Annotated in this window: 13 protein-coding genes; 3 read left to right on the plus strand and 10 right to left on the minus strand. The window is 57.8% G+C overall.

The window, feature by feature from the left end; genetic code table 11:
• Positions 1–279 precede the first annotated feature (279 nt).
• Entirely contained in the window at positions 280–2,292 is a 2,013-nt protein-coding gene (locus ISP18_RS02565; RefSeq protein ID WP_380016716.1) for a sulfotransferase, read from the plus strand.
• 227 nt (positions 2,293–2,519) lie between these two features.
• Here the strand turns inward: ISP18_RS02565 and ISP18_RS02570 are convergent, their stop codons facing one another.
• Positions 2,520–2,798, minus strand: coding sequence for a DUF1161 domain-containing protein (locus ISP18_RS02570; protein ID WP_380016717.1), 279 nt, complete (start codon positions 2,796–2,798; stop codon positions 2,520–2,522).
• 56 nt (positions 2,799–2,854) lie between these two features.
• Complete coding sequence (locus tag ISP18_RS02575; protein WP_380016719.1) at positions 2,855–5,350, minus strand: YadA family autotransporter adhesin; 2,496 nt, start codon at positions 5,348–5,350, stop codon at positions 2,855–2,857.
• A gap of 652 nt (positions 5,351–6,002) precedes the next feature.
• On the opposite strand from ISP18_RS02575, the gene ISP18_RS02580 reads away from it, so the two are divergent.
• Positions 6,003–7,253: an alginate lyase family protein gene (locus ISP18_RS02580; protein ID WP_380016721.1), complete on the plus strand. Its 1,251-nt coding sequence runs from the start codon at positions 6,003–6,005 to the stop codon at positions 7,251–7,253.
• 144 nt (positions 7,254–7,397) lie between these two features.
• On the opposite strand, the gene ISP18_RS02585 is transcribed toward ISP18_RS02580, so the two are convergent.
• The 6 genes from ISP18_RS02585 to ISP18_RS02610 form a co-directional block, all read right to left on the minus strand.
• A complete protein-coding gene (locus ISP18_RS02585; RefSeq protein ID WP_380016723.1) occupies positions 7,398–8,267 on the minus strand; it encodes an SGNH/GDSL hydrolase family protein in 870 nt (289 codons plus the stop codon).
• A 181-nt stretch (positions 8,268–8,448) separates the two neighbouring features.
• Positions 8,449–9,198: a 3-keto-disaccharide hydrolase gene (locus tag ISP18_RS02590; protein ID WP_380016725.1), complete on the minus strand. Its 750-nt coding sequence runs from the start codon at positions 9,196–9,198 to the stop codon at positions 8,449–8,451.
• A gap of 58 nt (positions 9,199–9,256) precedes the next feature.
• Complete coding sequence (locus ISP18_RS02595) at positions 9,257–12,061, minus strand: TonB-dependent receptor domain-containing protein (protein WP_380016727.1); 2,805 nt, start codon at positions 12,059–12,061, stop codon at positions 9,257–9,259.
• A gap of 199 nt (positions 12,062–12,260) precedes the next feature.
• Positions 12,261–14,648 carry a GH92 family glycosyl hydrolase gene (locus ISP18_RS02600; protein ID WP_380016729.1) on the minus strand — a complete coding sequence of 796 codons (2,388 nt, stop codon included), beginning with the start codon at positions 14,646–14,648 and terminating at the stop codon, positions 12,261–12,263.
• A gap of 417 nt (positions 14,649–15,065) precedes the next feature.
• Entirely contained in the window at positions 15,066–15,443 is a 378-nt protein-coding gene (locus ISP18_RS02605) for a DoxX family protein (RefSeq protein WP_380016731.1), read from the minus strand.
• 125 nt (positions 15,444–15,568) lie between these two features.
• Positions 15,569–16,441, minus strand: a complete 873-nt coding sequence (locus tag ISP18_RS02610) for an NmrA family NAD(P)-binding protein (protein WP_380016733.1) — start codon at positions 16,439–16,441, stop codon at positions 15,569–15,571.
• A 314-nt stretch (positions 16,442–16,755) separates the two neighbouring features.
• Between ISP18_RS02610 and ISP18_RS02615 the strand changes: the two genes are divergently transcribed.
• Entirely contained in the window at positions 16,756–17,220 is a 465-nt protein-coding gene (locus ISP18_RS02615) for a winged helix-turn-helix transcriptional regulator (RefSeq protein WP_380016735.1), read from the plus strand.
• Positions 17,221–17,321: 101 nt separating this feature from the next.
• Here the strand turns inward: ISP18_RS02615 and ISP18_RS02620 are convergent, their stop codons facing one another.
• Positions 17,322–18,464: a hypothetical protein gene (locus ISP18_RS02620; protein ID WP_380016737.1), complete on the minus strand. Its 1,143-nt coding sequence runs from the start codon at positions 18,462–18,464 to the stop codon at positions 17,322–17,324.
• 170 nt (positions 18,465–18,634) lie between these two features.
• Positions 18,635–19,357, minus strand: a complete 723-nt coding sequence (locus tag ISP18_RS02625; protein ID WP_380016739.1) for an AraC family transcriptional regulator — start codon at positions 19,355–19,357, stop codon at positions 18,635–18,637.
• Between the last annotated feature and the right edge of the window lie 52 nt (positions 19,358–19,409).

The following is a 19,409-nucleotide window of genomic DNA, read 5'->3' on the forward strand; positions in this document are numbered from 1 at the left end:
CCGTAAGGTTGAGTCCCCTGTATTCCGTTTCCGACAAGCTCCGCTTGCATGGCGCGCTTCTTATACCGAAGAGGTGCGTGAAAGTTTGATGATGTGAGGCGTTTTTTGCGCACTGCTTCAAACGCAGCAGCATAATTTGCGCTAACGTAAGCGATACGTAAGCCCCACGATGGCATACACGCTTCATGCCATCGCAGCCAGGCGCACGTTTCTTTGTTCCTGCACTCGCGCCCGATCGCCAGCTCCGTTACACCCATCACTAAGACGGTGCCTAGATCCATGTCACAAAAAGCCACGTCAAGCACAAGCAACACGCCCGACAAGCGGGATATCGAAATGCTGGTCGGTCTGATCAGACAGCGACAGCCCGTCCAGGCTGAGGCCATGGCGCGCAGGCTCCTTGATATCCATCCTTCTCATGGCGCCATCTGGCAAGCGCTTGGTGCAGCGCTGCATGCGCAGGGTCGATTCGCCGAGTCGGTCGATGCGCAACGACAAGCGGTAACGCTTTCGCCGTGGGATGCTGTCGCGCATTACGTGCTCGGCGAAAGCCTGATGGCGACGCGGCAACCGGAATTGGCCGCGGAAAGCTATCACCTTTCCCGCAGCATCAAGCCGGATTTTACCAATGCACATTTCAAGCTGGGCAATGCGCTTGCAGTGCAGAGTCGCCTGGATGAAGCGATCGATGCCTATCGCAGCGTGCTCGCCATCCAGCCGGACTTCAGCGAGGCACATGCGAACCTCGGCTTTACTCTGATGAGTGCGCATCGATACGTGGAAGCTGAACCGCATTTGCGCAAAGCGCTGCTCGCGCATCCGAACAGTCCGCCCATCCACAACGCGTTAGGCGTAGTGCTATACGGGCAAACTCGCCTAACGGAAGCCGCAGAAAGTTTTCGCCGTGCCATCGTACTCGTGCCGAACGATGCCGAAGCGCATGCCAATCTCGGCAACGCGTTGCGGGAACTTGGCCAGTTCGCCGAAGCTGAAGCTAGCTACCAGCGCGCCATTCTGCTTAACGATCAGTTCGCCAGGGCGTACTTCGATTTCGGTGGGCTGATGTACGTGCAGGAACGCTATGCCGAAGCCGAACAGCACTATCGTCGCGCATTCGAGCTGAAGACCGATTACGCGGAAGCTTGCAACAACCTCGGACGAAGCATCCGCAGGCAAGGCCGGCTGGATGAAGCACGCGGCTATTTCGAAACCGCCTTGGGCATCGATCCGGAGTCGGTCGAGGCCTATTGCAATCTTGCATCGCTGCGCAGCTTCACGCCGGCGCATACGGAACCTGCAAGGCTGGAAAAACTCGCGTTCAAGCTCCCTTCCCTGTCGGAACACATGCGTATCCGCTATTGGTTCTCGTTAGGCAAAATGCGCGAGGATCTGGGTCACTACGACGACGCGTTCGACGCCTACGCACAAGGCAGTGGCCTGAAATACACCCAGCTTGCACCAAATGAAGCCGCCAAGATTGCGCTGATCGACAATCTACGCGCAACCTTCGACGCGCGTTTCTTCGCGAGCCGTCCAGCCCCCTCTTCTTCGGGCAAGGCGCCAATCTTCATCGTGGGTATGCCGCGCTCGGGCACCTCGCTGATCGAGCAGATTCTTTCCACGCATCCCGACGTGTATGGCGCCGGTGAATTGCCCGATCTGGAAAACATGCTCTTCGCACTGGCCACCGAAGCCGGCACACCGGTCGAAGCCTATCCGGAAGTGGCCGCCCGCATGACGGCGGAACAACTGTTGCGCCTGGGCGAGGCGTATACCGATAACGTGTGGAAACTGGCACCGCATGCCACGCGCATCACTGACAAGATGATGGCCAACTTCGCGCACGTGGGCATGATCCATCTGATGCTGCCCAGCGCGAAGATCATCCACGCCATGCGCGATCCCATGGATTCGTGCTTCTCTTGCTACGCAACGCTGTTTTCCAGGAACAATCTGGACTTCACCTATGACCTCGGCGAAGTCGGACGCTATTACGTGCGCTACATCGAGCTGATGAAGCATTGGCAGAACGTGCTGCCGCCCGGTTCGATACTGGAACTTCGCTACGAAGACATGGTGGCCGATACCGAGGGCCAGGCACGCCGGCTGCTCGATTACGTAGGGCTGCCGTGGGATCCGGGCTGTTTGAGCTTCCACGAAAACCAGCGTGTGGTCAAAACCGCCAGCGCCGCGCAGGTACGGCGTCCGGTGTACAAGTCTTCCGTGGCGCGCTGGAAACACTTCGAAGCACACCTGCAGCCATTGCTGGATATCGTGAAGGAATACCGGTAGCCCACTGCTGCCGACTGCATCTTTGCGAAAAGGCCCTCATTTCCTTGAGCCGTCATTCCCGCGAAAGCGGGAATCCATCTTGCTCTGATGCATACATTGAAAATGGATTCCCGCTTTCGCGGGAATGACGGCCATGAGGAAACTGACTTTTATGGCGACGTACCGGCTACGTGCTGCAAAAAAAATGGGGCGCCATGTGGCGCCCCAATGACTGTCGGATCTTGCGCTTACTGCCCGCTGGATGACGAAGACGCAGGTGCCGCGGCAGCATCGGTCTTGTCGGCGCTCTTCGCCGCTCCACGCGTATAGACGATGACCTTGTCGCCACTGCACTGACCGACCACTTTGCCGTCGCCGGCCTGATCTTTCGAAACTACTTCCAGCGTGTAGTTCGATACGTTGTTGGCTTTGATCTTGGCGTCGATGCTGGACTTCACGTCATCGCAAGACGCATGCGCAACGAACGTCGCGGACAGCAATGCCATGGCGATAAACAGGTTCTTCATACAGACCTCTCCGTGGGTGGTGAACGTTACGCGAGTGTAGAGCAGCGACAACACGCTTACCAAGTGACTGCCGCGCCCACGCTTGCACCGACATCGCCACGTGTGTTGCCGCTCATGTTTAGCTTGTAAACCCAGCGCCCACTTTCCGAAACCGTTGACACTCCAACCGCCATACCAGTCTGGCCATGAAACGCGCCGAACGCTACGGCCGCTGCATTCTGATTCGGCTGATATGCCTGCGGCAGACCCGCCATCGCCATCGCCGAGGCGACCCCCGCATTGGCCCGCAATGACACGGTATTGAGATTCTGGTCGATGCCCTGCAATTTCTGATCGATGTAGTTCTTCGCCCAGCTCTCGGCAGTCCGCACGCCCGTGTTCAACTGACCGACGTTGGCCGCATCGCTCGACGCCGTGCCATTGGCAACGTTGTGGATTTGCGTGGGCGTATCGCTGGAACCGAGCGTGACACTGCCGTAATCGACGCTGCCATCGCTGTTCTTGTCGTATTGAACGGAAGCCGCCTGCGCGGCATTGAGCTGGCTGACGTTAACTGCATCGGCGGCGGCAGTACCATCCGCCACGTTCGTCACGCGACGCTGCTGTGTGGTGCTTCCCACCGACACGACGTTCGATTGACCGCTATCGGTGGAACCAGCACCGATCGCTACCGAATTGGTACCCGTCGACGTGGCATTCGCGCCAATGGCGACGCTGCCCGTAGACGAAGACGTACTGCCGCTGCCCACGGCGAGGCTGTTGTCGCCAGACGCCGAAGCCGCCGGTCCATGTGCAATGGCATCACTGCCCGTGGCGGAACTGCCTGCGCCGGTGGAGTTGGTCTGCACATACTTGCCCGTGGTGGCTTGCTTAGCCGAAACGCTGCTGACCGTGTTGCTCAAGTTCTGAATGGCCGTCGCATTGGCGCTCGCCTGCTGGATCGCACCATCGACCGAGCTGTTGATCTGGTTCAGCACGCTTTGCACCGAGGCATACGTATTGCCGCCGTAGCTGAGGCTTGTGGTCAACACGCCGGTAGCAGCGTCGTATGCGCTGCCGCCGCCCAAGCCCAACGCAACGCTGTTGCCTAGGTTGCTCACCAGGCTGCCCAGCCCCGTCACCTGGCCGCCCAGGTTGCTCATCTGACTGACGACGCTGGTAATGGCCTGGTTGGTCGCGTACAGCTCCGATCCGTTCACGGCATCGGTGCTCGCTGCACTCACACGACCGGCCGCCACGTTGGTGATAGTTCGCTCGCTGCCGGAAGCTCCCACACTCACTGTGCTGGTCGGGCTCGTACCAGCTACTGCATAGTTGTTGCCGCCCACCGTCATGCTGTTCGTACCAACTACCGTCGCAGTGGTCGAACCCGAACCCAGTGCCACATCGCCCGTGTTAGCCGTTGCCGATGCCCCGTTACCAATAGCGACCGCACTCGCCTTCGAAGCATTGGAAACCACGCCGATGGCTACCGCACCGTTAGCGGTCGAATTGGCGTTCGCACCGATGGCGATGGACTTGGTTGCCGTCGACGTAGCCGTGTCGCCCAAAGCAAGCGCCTTGGTGCCCGAAGCGAGCGAATTGCCACCGATCGCCGTAGACGAGCTGCCCGCGCCGTTGGCTCTTGGTCCGATCGCTACCGCAAAGCCGTTGGCGGGATTGCCATCGGTGCTTAACGAGCCACTCGCCGTAGCGTTGGCACCGAGCGCCAGCGCATTGCGACCGCTGGCGTTGGCGTTGAAGCCCACGGCAGTCGCATCGACGTTGCTGGCGCTTGAGGTATCACCCACGGCGACGGCGCTAGCACCGCTGCTGTTGCTCTTGTTGCCTATGGCCATGGCATTCGTAGCCGATGCCGATGCGCTGACGCCGACCGCAAACGCACTCGCGCCCGTAGCATTCGATGCATTGCCCAGCGCCACCGCGCCTTGGCCATTGGCGACGTTCGTGTTTCCAATCGCCACCGCGCCACTGCCATTGGCCGTATTGTTCGCGCCCACTGCCACCGCACCGGTACCGGCAGCCGAATTCGGATCACCGATCGCCACCGCACCGTTGCCGTTGGCGGTCTGGCTTTCGCCCAGCGCCACCGCCCCTGTTCCCCCTTTCACCTGCGAATTGTGTCCTCCGGCGATCGAACCCGTACCCGCGCTTGACGACACCGTATTACCGTCACCGATTGCCACGGTGGAAGCTGCCTGTGCCAGCGATGCGTTGCCGATGGCCGTCGTATTTGTCGCCGTAGCCGTAGCCGCCACGCCCAAGGCCACCGAACTTTGTCCGGACGCCGTCGTCGCCGTTCCGATGGCAATGGCATCGCGCCCCGACGCGCGTGCGCCGCTGGCCCATGCATCACCGATAGCGATCGCCCCGGCATTGTTGGCTTGCGCACCGGAACCGATCGCCGTGGCCATATTTATCGCCGATCCGTCGCCGGCCGAGACGGCGCCGGCACCAATGGCCACGTCGTAATTGTTGGTGGCCTTTGCGCTATTACCTACCGCAACGCTATTGGTCGTCGCCGCCAGTGCGTTTTGGTTTACGGCAGTCAATAAACCAACCGCAACGCTTAACGCGCGGAGATAATGGTTCGACAAAATCATTTTCACTTTCATATTCGGAGACCTCGACGGACTCGCGCAGCTGCAACTTAGGGGCGCACGGTTTTCACGCGCCGGTATATGGCGCGTACATCCGTGCGGAAATCCTTATGCAAGGCGTTTAGAGAAACGTCGGCGTGATTCGGCCGGTGCTGATGCTTTACGCATCAACACATATCATTTTCAAAAAGGACGTCCATGGCGCCGTTGGCATCCATGTACCCAGTACAGATTACGGCGCCATCGTAGATAAATGTGATGGGCGTCACCATGTGGTCAAGCGGCCCATTATCTGTCCTTACGGGACGGACACGGGAATGGCGTTTGAAACTGGAAAAAATGCGGCTTACAGCGTATTTCCGATGGCCCGCCGGCACTCCCGAACGTACCTGAAGAGACTATTTGGCTGAATTAGTGCTCGTGAAATCGATATTTCACAGCAGGGCCATAGACTGGTTATACCGTGCACAGCACGAAGCAATTATCACAGCTCAAGGGCATGTCTTTTCAGGACGAACTTCGCGCAGCATGACAAGCCAACTCCTGAGTATGATGCGCGGCGTGCATTCATCCGCCTTTGCATTTTTTTGGAGCCGAGCGTCCCATGCGTTTCAGTCGTCACCATCTTTCGTTCTGCCTTATCGGCTTGCTCGGTGCCGCTACCGGTTTTTCCGGCTATGCGATGTCCGCGCCCAACGATAGCCGTACAGCATCAAAGCCACACGCCACTGCAGACGCTGCTAATCACTCGTCGCAAGGCTTCGTGCATCCAGGTTTGCTGCATACCGAAAGCGATTTCGATCGCATGAAAAAGAACGTGATGCAAAACCGTCAACCCTGGATGCAGAGTTGGCAGATCCTGACTGCCAATCGACACGCTTCGCTCGACTCAAAACCGAATGCGCAAGCGATCGTCTATCGCGGCTCAGATCATGTCCATCATGAAAACTATGCCGCGCTATTCAATGACGCCGCCGCAGCCTATGCGCTGGCACTGCGCTGGAAGATATCCGGTGACGATGCCTACGCGGACAAGGCCGTGGCGATCTTGAATGCATGGTCAAACAGCTTGACCTCGATCGACGGCAGCTCGGATCGCTTCCTGGCATCGGGCATCTACGGATACGAAATGGCGAACGCCGCCGAGATCCTCCGTACCTATCGCAATTGGAAGCGTCCGGAATTCCAGCGTTTCCAGGCCATGATGCTCACAGTGTTCTACCCGATGAACCATGATTTCCTGACCCGGCACAACGGCGCCAAAATCGACCACTACTGGGCCAATTGGGACTTGGCCAACATGGCGTCGATGATGGCCGTAGGTGTGCTCACCGATCGTCGCGACATCTACGACGAGGCCGTGATGTATTTCAAGCATGGTCAGGGTAATGGCTCCATCGAGCATGCCGTCTGGAAGCTCTATCCGGATGGACTCGGACAAGTGCAGGAAAGCGGACGCGACCAAGGTCACAGCATGCTCGATATCGCACTGCTTGGCGCTATCTGCCAGATGGCATGGAACCAAGGCGATGACCTGTTTGGCTACGACGACAATCGCGTGCTACGCGGCGCCGAATATGTCGCTCAATACAATCTTGGCGAAAACGTACCCTACACCACGTACACGAACAGCGACGTCACCCAAACCGAGATTTCTTCCGCGGCACGCGGGAACGGGCGGCCGATCTGGGAACTGCTTTACAACCACTACGTCGTGCTGAAGAAGCTCAAAGCACCGCATATTCAGACGTACGCAGAAAAAGTCAGGCCGGAAGGCGGTGGCGGAAATTACGGGCCGAACAGCGGAGGTTTCGATCAGCTTGGTTATGGCACGCTGACGTATACGCTTCAATAAAGGCGCCACTAGCTCACCCCTACTCCGCGTAGGGTCTGGAAAAAAACCTCAGATCCGTCGTCCCGGCGAAAGCCGGGACGACGACAGTGAGGCAAGCTCTTACAAATCTCGTAGGAAGAAGCGAGAATTTCGCTACTGCAGACATCAAGGCGCCGAAGACAACGCCTGCTTGATCGCCTGCTTCGCCAGCTTGTCCATCACCGCATATCCATCCGGGTTGGGATGTACGCCATCAATCGCCAGCTTGGCGATGAAGCCGCGATGACCATCGTCCAGCGACGAGAAATAGTCGACGTAGACCAGACCATTGTCCTTCGCGTACGACTTGATCCAGTCGTTGAGCGTGCGAATGGTTTCGACAGGCTGGATGGACCGCCTCCAGGGGTAGCTGGCCACGGGCGTGATCGTGGCAAGAATCACGCGGATGTGATGGGCCTGTGCCAGCTCCACCATGCTCTTAATGTTGCTCTCGATCGTTTCGATCGAGGTCGGGCCGGTATTGCCGGCAATGTCGTTGGTGCCGGCAAGAATGTGCACCACGGCCGGATGCAGATCGATTACGTCCACGCGAAAACGCACCAGCATCTGCGGCGTGGTCTGCCCGCTGACGCCGCGGTCGATTACATCGTTGGTAAAAAGACCCGGATCCGCATCGATCCATGATTGCGTGATGGAATCGCCCATGAACACGACACGATGATCAGAGGCCGGCGCCAGCTTGACGTTCGCTTCGCGATAGCTGCAAAGGCTGCCGAAGTCGTAGTGCATGCGCTGGTCTTCCCAGGCTTTGGATGCAGCGGCGATGGCGGCCTGTGAGGAACGATTCCTTAGCGCAGGACCGGCTGGGACCTCGGGTGGCGGCAGGAGTGCGGAGCAGGGGTTGTCCATCACGCCTACGGATTCGGCGGGTGCTTCGGTCGCGGATGAGGTTGCCGGTGGCGATGACTGGGCTGCGTTGATGCTGCTTGCAAGCGCCATGGTCAGGACGAAGGAAAGCGGTGCCGAAACCTTCACGTTTGAATCTCCCCATTGTTTGGCAGCAGACCGCGAGGTCCGCGCGAGAGTTCCATATCCTTTGCTCGCGACGATTCTTCCATCAGACCTCATGCCGTCATTCCCGCGAAAGCGGGAATGACGGCCGGGCAAAACAAGGCATCTCAACAAGAACGTAGGTCCATCGCGAATCCAACAATACCTACAACTTCCTAATCTTGATATCCCTAAACCACAACCGTATCGGCGTTACACCCTTGTCCTCAGTGCCTTGCAACGAAACATGCCCTTCGTGGAACGTTGCGAAATCAGGCCACGCCTTGAATTTAGTGCGCGCCACCAGGCGCTTCCAGTCATCGTTCCACAACTGCGTGTCGACCACCTTGTGACCGTTCTGGAAGAACTGCACGTGTCCATGGTCGGCAATGATCTCGAAGTCGTTCCACTGCGGTGACTCGTTCACCCATTCCACGTCCGAGGAAATCAAGTCGAACAGATCGCCGGATCGCTCATATAGAACACGACTATCGGGCTTGGTGCATGCAAGGTCCGCAATCTGCATTTCCGGACCGGTTTCGAAGGTGTAGCGATATTTAGGTGATTCGTGCACGTAGAACATCACGCCGCTGTCTGCGCAGGGGCTCATTTTCCACGATAGCTTCAAGTCGAAATTAGCGAATTCAGCATCGGTGACCAGGTCCTGGAAATCCGCCTCCGGGTCGCTGGGTTGCTTTTCCAGCAGGATCGCGCCATCGCTCACCTTCCAATCCTTGCCCGGTGCCTTTTCCAGGTAGGAATGCCAGCCGCCGAGGCTTTGGCCGTCAAACAACAGTTGCCAGCCCTGCGCCTTTTCTTCCGCAGTGATTGTATTGTGCTGCTGGGCATGCGCCATGTCGCACACGACGAAACCGAAGACAGCCACCGCGATTGTTACCAAGTTCTTCTGAAACATGTGTTACCTCGCAAATGTCGCGTAGTGCCGCACGCATCGTACGGCACCACGCCACTCATCAGATACCCAGATCGAAACCCACATCCAGGTACACGGAACGCCCCAGGGCGTTGTAATCAAACTGGTCGAAATACGGCCAACTGCTGTTGGTGGTATCCGTCGGCGGATGCTTGTTGAAGATATTGTTGGCGGTTAGCGAAACGGTGGTCTTGGGTGTCACCTTGTAGCCCACGCTACCGTTGAAGGTGATCCAGGGGCCGATGTTCGGCCGGGTACCGGCGTAGTTCCAAGTGGTGCCGTCCCGCAGACCATACAGGGTGCTGCTCCAGTTGCCGATGTTCCAGGTTATCGTGCCGCTCACGCGACTCTTGAACTCATCGTTGTTGCCACAGCACAGGTAATTGAGCACCGGATCGCCCGCCTTTTGTTGATAGGTGTGCTTGAGCTCGTCGTAATAATCGAGGCCAAACAGGAACGAACCGAAACGCCCGGTTTCCAGCCGATATTTCACGCTGGACTGAATACCGGTTTGATGCTCCGAAGCCACGTTGATGGGATAGGTATTCACCTGCTTCACAGTATTGGCATTCACCGGATCGGAAGCCGGATAACGCTGCACCTCGGCCAGCACCTGTTGGCAGGTCGGCGAGTTGATGTCGTATGTCTGCTGCCCGCTATCCGACACGCCGAGCCGGCAGTTGGCCTCCTCCTGCAGGATTTGATCGGTACTCAGCGTCACCACTTCGTTGCTGACGCGGATCGCGTCGTAGTCCACCGACCAGCTCAGGCGGTTGTCCGACGTGGACCAGACGAAGCCGGCGGTGAAGGTTTTAGCGGTGATGTCCATCAATCCCGTATTGCCCGACGTCACGGCAAGAATCGACAAGCCGTTGTACGGACACTGACCGTACGTGGCCGAGTTGTAGCCGGCGAGGCGACACTTGTAGTAATCCGTATTGGTGCTGTAACCGCTGCTGTGCGCGGAGAACAAGTAGAACAGATCGGGTGCGCGGAACGCCGTGGCATAGCTGCCACGAATCAACAGCGTATCGAACGGCCGGTATTCCAGGCCAAGTTTGTAGGTGGGCCGGCCATGTCCCCGGTTACCGTAATCGAACTTATCGAAGCGCGCCGACACGTCGGCCGTGAGCTGCTTGAGCAAGGGCACCTGCAATTCGCCGCCGAAAGCAAACTGGCTGCTCGCACCGCCCGCCGTCGTGGTGCCTCCGATGCCGCGGAAATAGCCTTCCGCAGCGAGTGGACTGGCGGAGGCATTGGAGAAACGCTGGTTGCTGGTTTGCGCAATCACAGCGGCGCCAACGTCACCTGCTGGCAAGGAGAACAAGCTGGTGGTATTGGCGGTGAACGTTTCGTTTTGCGTCCAGGAGGTGGAAGCGGCGCGGTCGACAGCCGTAAACGCGTTGTATAGCGCGGGCGTAATCGGCTGATATAAACGGTTGAGGTTCGGCGCATAGATCGAATAGCCGTTTGAATCGACGCCCAGTTGCGGCCCGAGGTAATACTGATCGACACCGTTGTTGGCAAGGAAATCACGTGACTTGCGCACCAAGTCGGTCTGCGACCGGTTGTAGTAGGCGTCGTAGTTCCAATCATCGAACAGCTCGCCGCGTACACCGATGCTGACGTTGTACGTCTTGGTGAACACATGCTGCTCACCCGCATCGGAACCGGCTTCCTCCGGCGCGAAGATACGTTGCCATTCTTCATATCGTCCGGTGGTTTGGTCGTAGAATGTGTTGTTCCAGAACGGGCTTCCGCCCACGTAAGTAGGGTTGCTGTAGCTGTACAGCGTATCCGCATACAGCGTGGTGTGGTCGTTGATGTGATAGCGCAATTGCAGAAGGCCATTGGCATCGGTTTCGTTATTGGAAAGCGTGGCGTAACTGACGTTCTTCGGGCTGCCGCAGTAATAACCCAGGCCCGGGCGATAGCTGTAGGTGGTGCTGCCGCCATACAGGTAACTCAGAGGGGCGCACGTCGCGGCACCTGGATCGATGTATTGATCAATGCCAGAGTTCAAACGCAGAAAGGTGCGAGAGTTGACGCGGCCGCTCGGATCGGGATCGTCATTGTAGGAACTGATGTAGCCACGCTGGTAGGCCCAGATGGGATTTTGCTTCGACAGCTGCACGCCGCCGCTCACCTCCAGATTGCCCCAGGTATGCCCGGAGCTGATCTGTAAACGCTTGCTGGCGCCGCCGCCATTGGAGTAATCGCCATAGCGAAAGGCGACGTGCGTGCCCTCAATGTGATCCTTCAGCACGATGTTGACCACACCCGCGATTGCCGCCGAACCGTAGATGGAAGACGCACCGCCCGTCAGCACATCGATGCGATCGATCAGTCCAACCGGAATATTGGCGATGTCCGTAATGTTGGTACTGCCGTTATAGGCCAGCGGATAGCTGGCCATGGGCCTGCCGTTGAGCAAGGTCAGAGTGAAATCCGGACTCAAGCCGAACAGGCTGATCGTCTTGGCTGCCGGCGTGAAACCGCCAGTGAACTGCGGATCCTGCACCGAACCGTTAGCGACGGGGAGCGAACGCAAGGCATCGTAGGTATCCACAAAGCCCTGCTTTTCGATGTCCTGGGCGGTAATGGTGGTGACCGGCGTGGGACCTTCGACCTGCGGCTTGGGAATCAGCGAGCCGGTGACCTGCACGGCCTGGAGTTTCTTGGGTTTAGTCTTGGAAGATTCCTGATTGCTGTTTTGCTGGTTGCTATTGGAACTGTCTGTTGTGGGGTTTTGCTGCTGCGGTGGCGCAGCGTCCTGTGCGAGCGCCTGTGCAATCGAACAAGCCAACAGCGATGTCGCGAGTACGCATACCCATTGGGTCTTCATTATGTTGATCCCTCCCTTCACGTCACAGTGAATGCGCCGCAATACGACGACGCCCCAGACGCTCCCTATCAACCGCACCCCGTACTGAGTTACTGCTGTGCTTCCCCTACCGTTCCGGGCTACGTGCTCCTTGACTCCCCGATCGATTGCTCCGCCTTTCAATCGATCCAAATGCTTGTCAAAAAAAACGCCTTCCGACTCAACTTCCCGAGGTTGAAAAAGAAGGCGGCGCGTTTGCCGGTTTGCTACCCCAAGCGCTGTCGATGGAATGTTGAAGTTCCACATGCAACTTTCCGCCGTGCTCGGCAAAACTCGCCGGCAACCACGGCTTCGCATAGGCATGCCCGTCTACCGACAAGGCATGGATGAAACGGTTCTCTGACGAGGCGTTCGGCGCTTCAATCACTACGTCGCCACCCTCGCGATGAATCGCGGCATGTGGAAACAGCGGGCTGCTTACCAGCAATTCCGCTCGGCCCGGAATTTCCGGATAAAGACCCAGCGCTGACCACACGTACCAAGACGACATCTCGCCCAGGTCGTCGTTGCCTGGAATGCCATCGGGTGCATTTTTCCAGTAACGCTCCAGCACGGTGCGAACCGTGTCCTGCGTTTTATAGGGCTGCCTGGCAAAATCGTAGAGCCATGGCGTGGCAACTGACGGCTCGTTGTTCAATTCCGCGTGCATGGGGCCGGCGTTGGTCACCGCCCAGTTGCCGTGCTCATCGTGAAAGAAACGATCGAGCCGTGCGCTTGCTTGCGCATCGCCACCCATCGCTTGGAACAGGCCATGCACGTCGAACGGCACCATCCATACGTAGACGGCCGCGCTGCCCTCTACGAAGCCGTCGTCGGAACTCGGCGAAAACGCCGGCCAGCTGCCGTCGACGTTGCGATTCTGGATATAACCGACCTTGGGATTGTAGAGACTGCGCCAATAGCTCGAACGCGCCAGAAAGCGCTGCGCGTTGGCTGAATCGTGTACATCCTTCGCTAACTGCGACAATGCGAAATCCGCCGTGGCATCCTCTAGCGTTTCCGCCGCGCCGCCCCAGGCATGCGATTGGGTGGCGATGTAGTGCAACTTCAACCATTGATCAAGCGACGGACGCTGGCCCACGCATTCCACGTTACAGCCGTCGTCCGACAGGTCGTGCGCGGTAGGCTCGGTGGCTGCACGCACCAGTGATGCATACGCAGCTTGAAAATCGAAACCACGCCCGCCGAAGGCATAGATATCCGCCAACGCAGGTACGGAAGGATCACCGCTCATCACGTGCGTGCCACCGCTGTTGTGCGTCCAGCGATCCCACTCACCATTGTTCTGCTGCGCCTGGTTGTAGAGCGACTGCGCGATGTCGCTGCCGACGCCGGGCAGTAGCCAGGTTACGAGCTGCAGTTGGGAGCGGTAGACGTCCCATCCTGAGAAATTGGCGTACTGGATTTTCTGCGCGCCTGTCACGCGATGCGTTTGCTGATCGAAGCCGCGGTATTCGCCGTTGACGTCGCTGAACACGTTTGGATGCAACAGCGAGTGGTACAACGCGGTGTAGAACACAGTTTGCTGTTCCGCGCTGCCGCCGTCGATCGCGATGCGGCTGAGCATATCGTTCCAGGCATCATGAGCATGTCCGGCCACCTGCTCCACATCAGCATCCTGCGAAATTTCCGCCGCAAGATTGGCGCGCGCATTGTCCAAGCTCACGTAGGAAATGCCGACGCGCACGTGGACCGGGCCCTTAGCGGGATCGAAGGCCACCCATGCGCCGGAGCCCTTGCCCGGAGTCGGAAAGCCTTTTGCGTCGTAACCGGTGCCACCTTTGGCAGTCGTGCCGTCGGGATGGACCGACGCATCCTGCCACGTGCCCTTTGCCGTGAAGGACTGATCAAATCGGGCTACGAAATACAACGTGTAATAACTGCGCTGGTCCGCCTTGGCCAGGTAGCCGCAGAAATTGCCACTGGTGACCGCGCCGCTGATTGTTCTGTTTACGGAATCGACATCAACGGACGCATCGCTGCTGCCCACTTCCGAATCGGAAACGCGGATCAGCAGATTCGCCGGCTGACCATCGGGAAAACTGAAACTCGCCATGCCGCTGCGCGTTGCGGCCGCCAGCGTCACCTGCACGCCATTAGCAAGTTTTACCTCATACCTGCCCGGCGTAGCGCGCTCGTCTTCGTGACGGAAGTCGGCGGCATAACGCTCGTCTTTCGCATCTGTGACGGGCGAGATCGTGATCGGCATCGTTACCGGCATCATCGGCACGTCGCCGCTCGCACCCGCGCACCCTGCTCCGGACAGATGCGTCAGGCTGAAGCCGCGGATACGCCTGGCGTCGTACTGATATCCGCTGGGCGAGGCGGTGCGCGCGTGCTTACCGCGCGTGTTCTCCGGACTCCACTGCAGCATGCCGAAAGGCATCACGGCGCCGGGGTACGTGTTGCCGCCGTTGCTGCTGCCGATCAGCGGATTGACCTTGTCCGCGGGCTTTGCAGTCGCCTGGCCCAGAGCGCAAGAGCTTGCAAGAATCAGCAAGCTTCCGATGAGAGCTGGCGTGATGCGGTGCTGCGAAGTGAAGCCCATACCGGAGTCGCCCGATGAAATGAAGTGATTTAGATCGATCTAAATCCGAAATCAAAAAAATGCGCATGCGCGCCTTCACTCCATTTAGACGCCTATACGCTTTTCGATCTTGCTGTCCCTTCAGGCCACACGGTAATACCTTCTGACTGGATGGGACATATGACCATAGGCATATGCGACGCAGCCGCCACCATGGCGGGCTCGCTCGACGAGATCGCGCGCTATTCGGCACCGTCAACGTATCTGAGTGATGAGCTGATCGCCGCTATCAACGATGATCGGCCAGTTATTACGCTCTCATTCGCAGCCACATGCGACGCGGATTGCGGATTCCGATCGAGTTGAACACCGATTCCGGTAATTACTGAATTGGCCGCTGGTGCTGACCATGGCTTGTGCTGTCAACAACAGTAATAGCTAAGCATTTCGTTTAGTGCTGTCAGTCACGATGAGCCGCTTGCGCCAGCTTATCCAGCCGACCAGAAGTGACAATGTCGCCGCGACGAGTGGTGGCACAGCGTGCCCGTATTCGCCGTGGAGGATGACGGTCGCTGCCGCGGCAAACATGACAGCGCAGCCCAGCGCCGAGCCTAACAAGCGAGTCGGCGCCCGGAAAAGCAGAATGGCAGCAGTGAGTTCCAACGATCCGGTCACGAAATGGAACCAGCGCGGGTATCCCCATTTGAGATATTCCTCGTAGATAGATCCCGGCGCGACGATGTTGCTGAGTGAACCCACGACGAAGAACGCGGCAAGGGCTAAGGGTAAGACTTGGCGCCAAGAGATTTTAGACATTAGTACGACCTTGGATGACGAGTTTGCTAAGGAAACGGGCTGTTTTGGCCTCTCTGCCAGAATCGCGATGGATGCGAGTTTTCGGAATAGATTCCGAAAGTCGCATCGATCGCTGATCCCTGGCCCTACGCTGTAGCGGCCTTCTGGGCCGCCGCGAAGACATCGCGTGCGGACGTCGTGCCCGGTACGTGCTCCGTACCCTCGACCCCAAGATGCATCCAGCCTAAGTTGACGGCGTCAAACATCGCTTCGGCCGGTCCCGTCTGGCCCTTCGGAATGCCGAGCTGCTCGAACGCTGCCGGCCACCCGGCCCGCGGGATAGCAAAAGCTTTGACGTCGACTTTCAACACTTCACCCAATTGTGTCGCTACTTCATCCGCGCTGACCATCGAACCGAGCTCGATGACCCGATGCGCCAACCATGCCGGCCCGGTCAGAAGCGCGGCGATCTCGGCGCCGATGTCATGGGTCGCGACCATGGTCGATTTGCGATCTGTCGGGTTGTAGTAGACGGGGAGCGTGCCACCTTGGGCAACATGCAAACCGTAGAGGAAGTTTTCGAAAAACCCGCCGGCGCGTACATAGGCGATCGGCAATGTCAGATCGCGAAATCCTTGCTCCAGAAGCGACAGGGCCGTGATCATCCCCAGCCCGCTGGTTCTGTTCGCACCCATGGATGAGAGTGCTACCACCCGCGGCGGTGCTGCCTTCGCAAGCGCACCGACGTAGTTTGCAATCACAGCCTTCGCTTCTTTGTAATCAGCCGAAGGCGCCCATTCAGATGGCAACATGACAAACGCGCCTTCGACATCTTTAAGCGCCATCTCAATGGCTGCCGCATCATTCCAGTCGCCGTCGACCAGTTGCACGCCTTCGTCGGCCCACTTCGCCGCCTTTTCACGATTGCGGACCAGCGCGCGTACTTCTTTACCTTGCGCTAACAGATGCTTTGCCGTTGCGCCGCCAACTTTTCCCGTAATTCCCATGACTAAAAACATGAGCGTTCTCCCGATCTTTAGGATTTATGTACGTAAAGGCCAACTAACAGGCAGGAATTCCTACCGATACGCTTTAGTTGGAGTAAGTGACTCCAAACCATAGCCCCGCTCAATCGTCAGACGGCGAAGCCGCTCCAAACGTGATCCGCCTGCATGCCGGAGCCAGTGACGAGAAAGCGCGCGGGAACAGATGGGGACATGAAGACTCCGTGAGCGGGAGACTTATTTACTTGGGGTAGGTCTACTATAGAGACCGCTGTCGCGTACCGTAAGCAGGCAGTTTTTTGTAACCAGCAGATTTCGAGGAATTCCGCATGAGCAACGCATTGAGCGCCATCGAACGATTTAGTCGATATCCGTTAGGCGAGTCCCAGTCCGTCTGCTGCCCGGTGCGCGACGTGCTCGACCGTATCGGCGACAAATGGAGCATGCTCATGATCATGGCTCTTGCGATGCGACCGCACCGCTTCGGCGAGCTTCACCGCGCTGTCCATGACATTTCCAAGCGCATGCTCACTCAGACCTTGCGCGATTTGGAGCGCGATGGACTGATCACCCGCCATGTTTTTCCGACCAAGCCGCCGGGCGTTGAATATCGGTTGGCCCCGCTGGGCCAATCGCTGCTGGAACCGATGGCGGGCCTCATTGAGTGGGCGGATCGTTGCTATGGCGACATCCATGCCGCACGCGCCCGCTTTGACGGCACGCACGGTGATGCCCCGCGTCAGGCTTTTTCTACTCGATCAGAGGTGCCGCCTGTTCATAAGAGCATGGCGTGAGGCTCGGTTGACTAGAGAGCGGACTGACAGGCTTGAGGAAGAAAACCGGGCGCGACACGTGGCGCGCCCGGACACAGGCTAGTGATCCGCGTCGTTTACGATTACTTCGGATAGGTAAGAGGAGTGCTTACACAGCCGACGCCATAAACCCTCCCGCCACGAGCGTCGTTCACATTGGCCGTCATCGACATATTGCCAGCCTGCTTCTCGACGTTAACTCTTGCAGCGTTGTACATGTCCCGGAACAACTTGGAGATGTGAGCCCTGTTATCGATTCGTCCACTAGCATGGACATCGATATTGGTGCGATTGTCCCTGCTGTAGGGAACGGCAAACTGATACGCAAATGCACTGTCGTTGCCGTGACCAGGATAGGGCGTGAATACAAAGACACCCTCAGCTCCGTAAAAGCCGACCCTCTTTTCGGCGAAGAAAATCCCCGCCGCCACCATGGTTTCATCGTCGTTCTTTGCCACCTGCCGAGCTTTCAACTGGATCTCTGGTGAATCGATCTTGTCGGTGAGAGGCACCATCATGAAGCGCTCGGTCGTACCGTGCTCCATATACAAATTGCCACCGTAGTATCCATTCACGCTTTTGCGCCAATCAGGCACGTAGTAATTGGTGTCGGTATCGTTGAGCACGAGACCGATAATTTTTTTCGGGTTGGACACGAGAAGGAAGTAAAGGATGCTGGCTGCCGCCGTGGCCGCGGCGGCGATGGCTGATCCAAGCCCCACCTTTCTTACCGCCAATGTCAACGCGCCTTTGAGTGCCTCGCCAGCCCATAGATTTTTGATTGTCGCAACCGCCATAGGGGCGCCAACGGCAAGAAGGGCACCACCGAGCGTCTGAGCTGCGAAAGCCGCTGGAGTGGTGGAACTCATCATTGCTTCAAGACTCTTCAGAACAGTTTGGACCCAATCGACAAGCTTCTGGCCACCGTAGTTTCTGACAACGAGTGCGTTGTAGCGTGAGATAAAAATGTTGGGTTCTACTTCGACAGCGGCATAACTGAAGGCGGTATCACTCCCATCCTCGTTGGAAAAGCCATCGTAAGCGTTCAGGCCCTCGACCATTCGCTGACGGAATTCGGCCATGAACTCCGTATAGGAGTAGCGACGCGCATTGAAAAGACTTTTCAGTTCAACATGGAACCTGCTCTCGATGGATTCGATGAACTGAAACATGTCGTCGTAAAGCTGTTGCTCTTTTAGCTCGTGTTCGTCGTGTTGCTCAGTCATAAGTTGCCCCTTTGGTAGTGCGCCACATGCGCCTAGCAACCGTAGCGATGCGTTACCAAGTGGGGCATCCCAAATTTTGGGGATTTACAGATATGGAAAAGCCTTGCCTAATTCGTCACATATTTCATCACGAACTCTTCGCATTCTTTGTGCTTCGCATTTCGCACATGTCACCCTAGCCTGCCCTCTTCCTCGTTGCTCTTGGCCACTGCTCGGTATACCCGCGGCGACATGCCTACCGTAGCCTTGAATTGCCGCGCAAACGCGCTCTGATCCACGAAGCCGCACGCCATGCCGATCGCGGCCACTGTTTCCTCGGTATGCAACAGGCGCATGGCGGCTTCGATGCGCAGCTTGGTCAATACTTGTTGCGGGGTAAGCTGGAATACACGGCGGAAATGCCGCTCGAGTTGCGCGATCGAAAGTCCGGCCGATTCCGCCATCGCCTGCACGCGAACGCCTTCGGCATAGTTTTCCTGCATGTAGGTCAGCACGCGCTTGAGGCGGGCGTAGATGGGATGTTTGCCATCGGGAATACCCAGATCGCGCGAGATGCCGATCAGGCCCTGAACTTTGCCGCGCACCAGCAAGGGTCGCTTGCAGGTGATGCACCAACCGGGCACGCGACTGGCGAAGATGTGTACCTCGAGCTGGTTCTCGATGACTTCGCCAGCTAGCACGCGCTTGTCCTGCGCGGCATAGGAGCCGCCCATGGTTGCAGGGAACAGTTCCGTCACCGATTTGCCGATCACGTCGCTGCGCTGCTTCAATCCCAGCCGGCGCACCAGGGTAAGGTTGGCATGCGTGTAGCGGCCTGCGGGGTCCTTGATGAAGAACACCACGTCAGGAAGTACGTCAAACAAGGGTTCCAATTCTTCGGCGGAAATCTTCATGGATTTCGAATGCTGAAATGCACTGCGACTATCCTCGCAAAGGATCGATTCG

It is taken from the genome of Dyella humi (genome assembly GCF_044904605.1).
Classification (GTDB): Bacteria; Pseudomonadota; Gammaproteobacteria; order Xanthomonadales; family Rhodanobacteraceae; genus Dyella_B; species Dyella_B humi.

What these genes read in the sequence shown, in the direction of transcription:
- ISP18_RS02590 (WP_380016725.1), bottom strand. Translation starts at nt 9,198, where the DNA reads ATGTTTCAGAAGAACTTGGTAACAATCGCGGTGGCTGTCTTCGGTTTC.
- ISP18_RS02595 (WP_380016727.1), bottom strand. Translation starts at nt 12,061, where the DNA reads ATGAAGACCCAATGGGTATGCGTACTCGCGACATCGCTGTTGGCTTGT.
- ISP18_RS02605 (WP_380016731.1), bottom strand. Translation starts at nt 15,443, where the DNA reads ATGTCTAAAATCTCTTGGCGCCAAGTCTTACCCTTAGCCCTTGCCGCG.
- ISP18_RS02580 (WP_380016721.1), top strand. Translation starts at nt 6,003, where the DNA reads ATGCGTTTCAGTCGTCACCATCTTTCGTTCTGCCTTATCGGCTTGCTC.
- ISP18_RS02600 (WP_380016729.1), bottom strand. Translation starts at nt 14,648, where the DNA reads ATGGGCTTCACTTCGCAGCACCGCATCACGCCAGCTCTCATCGGAAGC.
- ISP18_RS02565 (WP_380016716.1), top strand. Translation starts at nt 280, where the DNA reads ATGTCACAAAAAGCCACGTCAAGCACAAGCAACACGCCCGACAAGCGG.
- ISP18_RS02625 (WP_380016739.1), bottom strand. Translation starts at nt 19,357, where the DNA reads ATGAAGATTTCCGCCGAAGAATTGGAACCCTTGTTTGACGTACTTCCT.
- ISP18_RS02570 (WP_380016717.1), bottom strand. Translation starts at nt 2,798, where the DNA reads ATGAAGAACCTGTTTATCGCCATGGCATTGCTGTCCGCGACGTTCGTT.
- ISP18_RS02610 (WP_380016733.1), bottom strand. Translation starts at nt 16,441, where the DNA reads ATGTTTTTAGTCATGGGAATTACGGGAAAAGTTGGCGGCGCAACGGCA.
- ISP18_RS02615 (WP_380016735.1), top strand. Translation starts at nt 16,756, where the DNA reads ATGAGCAACGCATTGAGCGCCATCGAACGATTTAGTCGATATCCGTTA.
- ISP18_RS02620 (WP_380016737.1), bottom strand. Translation starts at nt 18,464, where the DNA reads ATGACTGAGCAACACGACGAACACGAGCTAAAAGAGCAACAGCTTTAC.